Origin of the sequence: uncultured Propionibacterium sp., from assembly GCF_963539965.1 — a bacterium.
Lineage (GTDB): Bacteria > Actinomycetota > Actinomycetes > Propionibacteriales > Propionibacteriaceae > Propionibacterium.
The window spans coordinates 1-7,035 of sequence record NZ_CAUTOU010000089.1 but is presented as its reverse complement, the minus strand read 5'-3'; the positions used below and the strand labels follow the sequence as shown (position 1 = coordinate 7,035).

Genomic DNA, 7,035 nt, shown 5'->3' with positions numbered 1-7,035 from the left:
CCAGCCGTGAGGCCTGCCCGACCCGCAACCATGCGGCCCGGGACCGTGACAGCCCGGATCGAGTCACGATACGATCACGAACGACACCCGCTCGGCCATCGATCACCGGACCCCCGACCGAGTCGACACCGAACCCGGACAACACCACAAGACAGCAGCCCGAAACCAACCACCGACCACCGCCCGAAAAACCCATACCACTCCACCTCCTGTGTTCAGGAGGTGTGCTTTCCATCACCAGACTCGTCGCACGACAGGGACTGTCTTCAGGCGGACTGCCCCTCATCGCCTGTTGCCTGACCGGGCTGACCACATGCCTCAGTGATCGCGCGGATGATGCCACGGTGTGGTGCTGGCGGGCTCGAGCCCTGGTCAGCCCCCACGGCGCCGATTATGCCTGGACGCTCATCGTCCATTCCCTCATCGCTTTCCACCGGCAGGACACGGCGCTGGCCAGTGAGTTGCTGTCACGCGCCGCCGAAGCGACCGCGGCCCTGCACGCCTCAGCCGTCACGCAGTTCTGCGGGCTCGCGATTCAGTACCTCGAGAAGGACTCCGCCGGCGCGGACCGGCACCCCGCGCCGAACGACGGGATCCATGTCATTCTCCACGTGTTCGCCACCTACTGCGCCGCGAACCTCGACCAATGGGGGAGCAGCGTCCAATCAGCCATCGACAAGTATTTCGCCGTCGGCCGGGCTCTTGCATCGGCCGAACTCACGAATCCGTTGCTCCTGAACTGGAGACAGCGGCTCCGAGTCATATTCGTCGCCTGTCATGAGGATGCGATGGCCAAGTGCCTGCAGAACGACATCCATACCGCGCTGGAATCGTGGCGCACCGTGAACTCGTCCTCGGAGGCCATCCCCCACGAGGACGACGGCACCGGCACGAATGACGGCGACGGATCGTTGGCGCTCAGCACCAGTGAGTGGCGGGTCGTCGAGCGCGTCATCGCGGGATGCACCAATGCGCAGGCCGCCGAAGCGCTGTATCTGAGCAAGCGCACGGTGGACACTCACCTGCGAAACATCTATCGCCGTCTCGGGATCTCCAGTCGAACCGAGCTGATCAAGATCGTCGGGACGAACCGCCAGGAGCCTGAGCCCGCTCGACGACCGGATCAGGCCAGCGGCGGGTCCGAGGAGGAGCGGAGCCGGAGGCGCTGACCGGCGGCCGGGGAACCCGGTCGCTCCCAGCACGCAGGCCCGGTGGAGCGAGAATGCTCCCCCCATCGGGCCCGTTCGAGTGGCTCCGTGAGAACGGCCTCCACGAGGCCTCACTTCACACGCTGGCCCCGCCACCGGAAGGTGAGAACAACGAGGATGACACCGCCCACGGTCCATACCGCCAAGGCTCCGCACACCGAGCCCAGATTCCAGTTCCCGCCCGGTTCAGCCGACGCCAGTGAGTCGGGCAGGAACACGAAGCGCAAGCCCTTGGCCATCCACAGCAGGGGGAAGGCACCGGCTGTGTATCGCAGGACGGTCGGGATCATCATGAGAGGGAAGAACACCCCGGAGATGAACTGGAGGATCATGAACGGGGGCGTGGCGATGGCCGCTGCGGACCTGGCGTTGGGAATCAGCGCCGTGTACGCGATACCCGCCAAGGAGCAGGAGGTGACCCCGAGCAGAACCACCCATGCAAAGGTCAACCAGCGTCCGGCATCGGATGGCATCGGCAACCCGTAGAGCACCACGCCCAGCACCACGAGGACGGCCGTCTCGATCAAGGTGGTGACGATCGTCTTCACCGTGATTCCGATGAAATACGCGGCTTTCGGCATCGGCGAGGCGGCCAGTCTTCGGATGAGGCCATTCTCACGATCGAGACTGACGCTGATCGCCAAGGACTGGAAGCTGGTGCTCATCACGCCAGCTGCGATGATCCCTGACACGAACAGCAGTCGGTAGTCGGTGTCGGTGCCCGGCAGCTTGCCGGTGAACACCGCCCCGAACACGAGCAGCATCAGCACGGGGAGAGCCATGGTGAACACCAGGGACTGCCAGTTCCGGAAGAATGACCGCAGCTCGACCCTGGAGCGCGCCAAGGCACCCGGCAATGTTCCAGGAAGCCCCGCCCGTGCGGCAGTGTCCTCATGGACCGTCACGATCTGCATCGCCTCGCTCATCGGTGATCCTTCGTCTGCTCAACCATGTTCAGGTAGATCTGTTCAAGACTGGGCTGACTGACCTGCAGGCCAGGGATCTCTGCAATGCCCTGCCGCTTGGCGGCGTCCAGCAACAGCCTCAGCAATGCCGTTGGCTCATCAGTCGTGTACTCAGAACGGTGAGGCTCGGTCCCAAGTCTTTCCGCCAGGTTCGAGGGCACCTCGACGAGAGGATCAAGCGCGTAGGAGACTCGGTACCGGCGGCCGGTCATTCTCGCCAGTTCGTCCAGAGTGCCCACATGCAGCATCCTGCCGTGCACGATGATGCCCGCCCGCTGGGCCAGCTCTTGGGCCTCGTCCAAGTAATGAGTGGTGAGCACCGTCGTCACGCCCTCGTGCGTGAGCAGACGCACGAGGTCCCAGGCCTCCCTGCGGGCCTCCGGATCGAGTCCTGTGGTCGGCTCGTCAAGGAAGACGAGCCTGGGCCTGCCGACAACGCCGACAGCCACATCGAGTCGACGACGCTGCCCCCCCCCGACAGTTTGTTGGTGAGTGTCGTGGCCTTGGCGCCGAGGCCCACCATGCCGATGAGCCGCCCGGTGGGGAACGGGTCCGGGTAAAAAGCACTGAAATGATCGATGACCTCACGCACCGTGAGGTCCGCGTAACTCGCCGTCCCCTGGGGCACCACCCCGATCCGGGCCCGCCACTCGCGCTCGTCATGCTGCGGGTCCCGCCCGAGCACGCTCACTGACCCGCTGGTACGGCGTTGCGCACCCGTGAGGATGTCGATGGTCGTCGTCTTACCGGCACCATTCGGACCGAGGAAGGCGAACACCTCCCCACTCTCGATCTGCAGGTCGAGGTCGTCGACGGCGACGAAATCACCGTAGGCCTTCCGCAGCCCGCTGACGGTGACGGCACTCTGCATCACAAGCTCTCCTCTGCACCCGACCATGTGTCGATGGGCGGACGGGAAGGCGGCGACTCCCCGTCCACCCATCAGAGTATTTCAGCAGCTCGAGGCCTGGACTTCTCCAATGGTCATCATGGGGAGCTACGCACTGCGCCGGCACGGATACGCATGCCTACCGCATGCCTACGCAGCCAACCGTCCGGCGCCCTCCGGGAACCCGCTCCCGGCGGCGATTCCGAAAGTCATGCCGGATGCTGTTGTCGGGGGCCGAGGAGCCGGTGACACGGACGGGCCGGGCCCCGAGATGCCCCGAGGGCCGCCGGGGCGGGCGGAAGAACCCTTCGGGAGGATTCCGGAATCGACGGGCACGCCGGGGGATCCGCCGGTCAGGACTCCTCCGCCGCGCGGATCTCGTCCTCCCAGGCCCGGGTGGCGTCACGGACCGCCTGGTCGATGTCGACGCCGCTGGCCTGGGCCCGCTGCACGAGCCGCAGGACCCGGGCACCGGCCTCGACGGGGGTGATCGGCTCCGTGGCGAACGGCACCCCGTCCGGGCCGCCGTTGTCGAGGCGCTGGGCGGTCTTCGCGGCGCGGGCCAGCGTCGGCAGGGACCCGGCGATGCCGTCCAGGCACGAGTCGCGGTGCTTCACGGCGCGCTTGCGCAGCTCCCAGGCCGTGTCCAGGTCCTCCGGGGCGTCCTCGCCGGCGAAGACGTGCGGGTGGCGGGCGATGAGCTTGTCGGCGATCGCGGCGGCGACGTCGTCGATGGTGAACAGGCCGTCCTCCTCGGCGATCCTCGCGTGGAGGACCACCTGCATGAGGACGTCGCCGAGCTCCTCGCGCAGGTCGTCCTCCGAGCCGACCTCGATCGCGTCGACGAGCTCGGCCGACTCCTCGATGAGGTGCTTGACGAGGGTGCGGTGCGTCTGGGCGGCGTCCCACGGGCAGCCGACGCGCAGCCGGTCGACCACCCGCACGAGCCGTTCGAGCTGGGCGCCCCGCGCGCCGGCGTCGCCCCGGTCGGCCTGAGCCCCGGCGGCCATCAGCCCTCGCCGCGCTCGGACAGCGAGCCGGAGCCCTCGACGGCGAGGTCACTGGTGCTCCACTCGCCGTAACGCGGGTTGATCTCGACCTCGATGCCGGACGCCTGGGCCAGGGCGGCCTCCTTGCCCTCCATCGAGACGTAGGCGGCGAGCTTGACGATGCCCATGAAGGCGGCGCTGCAGTCGGCGGTGCTCGTGAAGAGATCGGAGTTGCGCAGGCCGGCGCGGGCCTTCTGGAGGTCGGCGTCGGAGACCGTCGCATTGGCCCGCTCGATGAGGGCGTCGGCCATCAGGCCCTGGGCGACCCAGGAGGCGACGGCCTGGCGCACCTCGCCCTCGGGGTACTGGTCGGACGTGCCGGCCTCGTCGAGGGCCGTCCGGCAGCCCGCGGCGAGGGCGTCGAGGTGGGCCTCGGTGACCTTCACGTCATCGACGACCATTGCGGTGCCGGCGCTGGGCGCGCAGCCGACGACCACGGCGAGGGCCACCGCAGCGGGCAGGCCGAGCCGGACGACGAGGGGCGGTCGGCGAGGGATCATCAGTGTCTCCTTGACGTGCTGAAGGCGTACCGGGCGTCGTGGATCGGGACGATGCCACGAGTCTAATGGGCGGCCCGCGCTCCGGCGACCGGGCGGGAGCGGGCCGCCCGGCCGGTGGGCTCCCGCGGTTCCTCCGCCCCGCGCGGCGGGTCGGGGGCGAAGATCGCCGTGACGAGACCGGCGGCCCAGGAGATGAGCTCCTCGTCATCGACCATGCGCCCGCCGATCGGCGCGGTCCTGGGCGCCGGGACGAGCAGCATGTTGGAGGCGTGCTTGACCACCGCGCCCGGGTAGAGGCGGTTCAGGCGCACCCGGCGGCTGTCGGGCAGGATGAGCTCGGTTCCGTCGGGGGCATGGCGCCCCACCAGCGGGGCGAAGCGGATCTGGTTGCCCTGGGCCATCACCTCGGTGACGCCGGCGCTGCGGCACAGCAGGCGGAGGGCGGCCACGGCGAGCAGCAGTCCGGCCTGGCGCGGCAGCGGGCCGTAGCGGTCGACGAGCTCGGCGCGCAGCTCATCGATGTCCTGCTCCGAGCGGATCTCGGCGATGCGCTTGTAGATGTCCAGCCGCAGGCGCTCCGAGTCGACGTAGTCGACGGGCAGGTGGGCGTCAACAGGCAGTTCGATGCGCATCGTCTGCTCGGCCTCGACGGGGCCTCCAGCCTTGAACTCGGCGACGGCCTCCCCCACCAGGCGCAGGTACAGGTCGAAGCCGACGTCGGCGATGTGGCCGGACTGCTCATCACCCAGCAGGTTGCCGGCCCCGCGGATCTCCAGGTCCTTCATGGCGATGGCCATGCCGGCCCCCAGGTCGGCATTGGCGGCCAGCGCGGCCAGGCGGTCGTGGGCGGTGGTGGTCAGCGGCTTCTCGGGCGGGTAGAGGAAGTAGGCGTAGCCGCGCTCGCGCCCGCGCCCGACTCGACCGCGCAGCTGATGGAGCTGCGCCAGGCCCAGGTGATCGGCGCGATCGACGATGAGGGTGTTGGCCGTGGAGACGTCCAGGCCGGCCTCGACGATCGTCGTGCACACGAGCACGTCGGCGCGGCGCTGCCAGAAGTCGACCATCACCTTCTCGAGCTGCTTCTCGTTCATCCGGCCGTGGGCGCTGGCCACGCGGGCCTCCGGGACGAGGTCGCGGAGGCGGGCGGCGACGCGATCGATGTTCTGCACCCGGTTGTGGACGAAGAAGACCTGGCCCTCGCGGGCGAGCTCGCGGCGGATGGCGGCGACCACCTGGCCCTCGTCGTAGGGGCCGACGAAGGTGAGCACCGGATGGCGCTCCTCGGGCGGGGTCGCTATGGTGCTCATCTCGCGGATGCCGGTGACGGCCATCTCGAGGGTGCGCGGGATCGGGGTGGCGCTCATCGAGAGCACGTCGACGTCCACCCGCAGCTTCTTGAGGGCCTCCTTGTGCTCGACGCCGAAGCGCTGCTCCTCGTCGATGATGACCAGGCCGAGATCCTTGAACGCGATCCGCTCGGAGAGCAGGCGGTGGGTGCCGATGACGACGTCGACGCGCCCGCTCGCCAGGCCCTCGACCGTTCTGGCGATCCGGCCGTCGGTCTGGAATCGGCTCATCTGCTCGACGACGACGGGGAACCCGGCGTAGCGGTCGACGAAGGTCTGGGCGTGCTGCTGGACGAGCAGGGTGGTGGGCACCAGGACCGCCACCTGCTTGCCGTCCTGCACGGCCTTGAAGGCGGCGCGCACGGCGATCTCGGTCTTGCCGTAGCCGACGTCCCCGCTGACCAGGCGGTCCATCGGGACGACCTGCTCCATGTCGTGCTTGACGTCGTTGATGCAGGCCAGCTGGTCGGGCGTCTCGGCGTAGACGAAGCCGTCCTCCATCTCGCGCTGCCAGGGCGTGTCCGGCCCGAAGGCGTGGCCCCGGGCGGCCTGGCGGGCCGCGTACAGCTCGATGAGGCCGGCGGCGATCCGGCGGACGGCCTTCCTGGCCCGTGACTTGCGCTGTTTCCACTCGGCCCCGCCCATCTTGTCGAGGCTGGGCGTCTCGCCGCCGGCGTAGCGGGTGACCTGGTCGAGCTGGTCCATCGGCAGGTAGAGGCGGTCGCCGGGCTGGCCGCGCCTGGACGGGGCGTACTCGATGACCATGTACTCGCGGGTGGCCCCGCCGACGGCGCGCTGGGTCATCTCGACGAAGCGTCCAACGCCGTGCTGCTCGTGCACGAGCGGATCACCGGGCTTGAGCTCCAGGGGCACCACCTGGCTGCGGCGGGCGGGCATCCTGCGCCGGGCCCGGTCGGTCTCGGACCGGTAGGAGATGTCGCCGCCGGCCACGAGCGAGAGCTCGCTGGCGGGTGCGCGGAAGCCGTGCCGCAGTCGTGGGGGGTCGCTCGGCACCACACGGCCCGCCCGGCCGCGGGGGCGCGCGGCGGGCCCGGGGGCGCCGCAGGGGTGGGGGGCG

At 69.2% G+C, this 7,035-nt stretch carries 7 protein-coding genes; 1 reads left to right on the top strand and 6 read right to left on the bottom strand.

What is annotated here, in order from left to right:
- Positions 1 to 1,169 (top strand): helix-turn-helix transcriptional regulator (locus R2N01_RS10670; RefSeq protein ID WP_316671008.1); only part of this gene is annotated, 1,169 nt, incomplete at its 5' end.
- Positions 1,170 to 1,279: 110 nt separating this feature from the next.
- On the opposite strand, the gene R2N01_RS10665 is transcribed toward R2N01_RS10670, so the two are convergent.
- The 6 genes from R2N01_RS10665 to mfd all read right to left on the bottom strand — a co-directional run.
- Positions 1,280 to 2,134 carry an ABC transporter permease gene (locus R2N01_RS10665; RefSeq protein WP_316671006.1) on the bottom strand — a complete coding sequence of 285 codons (855 nt, stop codon included), beginning with the start codon at positions 2,132 to 2,134 and terminating at the stop codon, positions 1,280 to 1,282.
- A complete protein-coding gene (locus R2N01_RS10660) occupies positions 2,131 to 2,526 on the bottom strand; it encodes a hypothetical protein (protein ID WP_316671010.1) in 396 nt (131 codons plus the stop codon). The genes R2N01_RS10665 and R2N01_RS10660 overlap by 4 nt, the downstream gene beginning before the upstream one ends.
- Positions 2,499 to 3,044, bottom strand: coding sequence for an ATP-binding cassette domain-containing protein (locus R2N01_RS11505; protein WP_399553283.1), 546 nt, complete (start codon positions 3,042 to 3,044; stop codon positions 2,499 to 2,501). Before R2N01_RS11505 ends, R2N01_RS10660 begins: the two co-directional genes overlap by 28 nt.
- A 371-nt stretch (positions 3,045 to 3,415) precedes the next feature.
- Complete coding sequence (locus tag R2N01_RS10645; protein WP_316671003.1) at positions 3,416 to 4,072, bottom strand: MazG family protein; 657 nt, start codon at positions 4,070 to 4,072, stop codon at positions 3,416 to 3,418.
- Positions 4,072 to 4,611, bottom strand: a complete 540-nt coding sequence (locus R2N01_RS10640; protein WP_316671001.1) for a hypothetical protein — start codon at positions 4,609 to 4,611, stop codon at positions 4,072 to 4,074. The genes R2N01_RS10645 and R2N01_RS10640 overlap by 1 nt, the downstream gene beginning before the upstream one ends.
- Before the next feature lie 62 nt (positions 4,612 to 4,673).
- Positions 4,674 to 7,035: transcription-repair coupling factor (gene mfd / locus R2N01_RS10635; protein WP_316671000.1), on the bottom strand; the 2,362-nt coding region annotated here is incomplete at its 5' end.

Coding starts and splice junctions, on each gene's coding strand:
- R2N01_RS11505 (WP_399553283.1), bottom strand. CDS start 3,044: ATGCAGAGTGCCGTCACCGTCAGCGGGCTGCGGAAGGCCTACGGTGAT.
- R2N01_RS10645 (WP_316671003.1), bottom strand. CDS start 4,072: ATGGCCGCCGGGGCTCAGGCCGACCGGGGCGACGCCGGCGCGCGGGGC.
- R2N01_RS10640 (WP_316671001.1), bottom strand. CDS start 4,611: ATGATCCCTCGCCGACCGCCCCTCGTCGTCCGGCTCGGCCTGCCCGCT.
- R2N01_RS10665 (WP_316671006.1), bottom strand. CDS start 2,134: ATGAGCGAGGCGATGCAGATCGTGACGGTCCATGAGGACACTGCCGCA.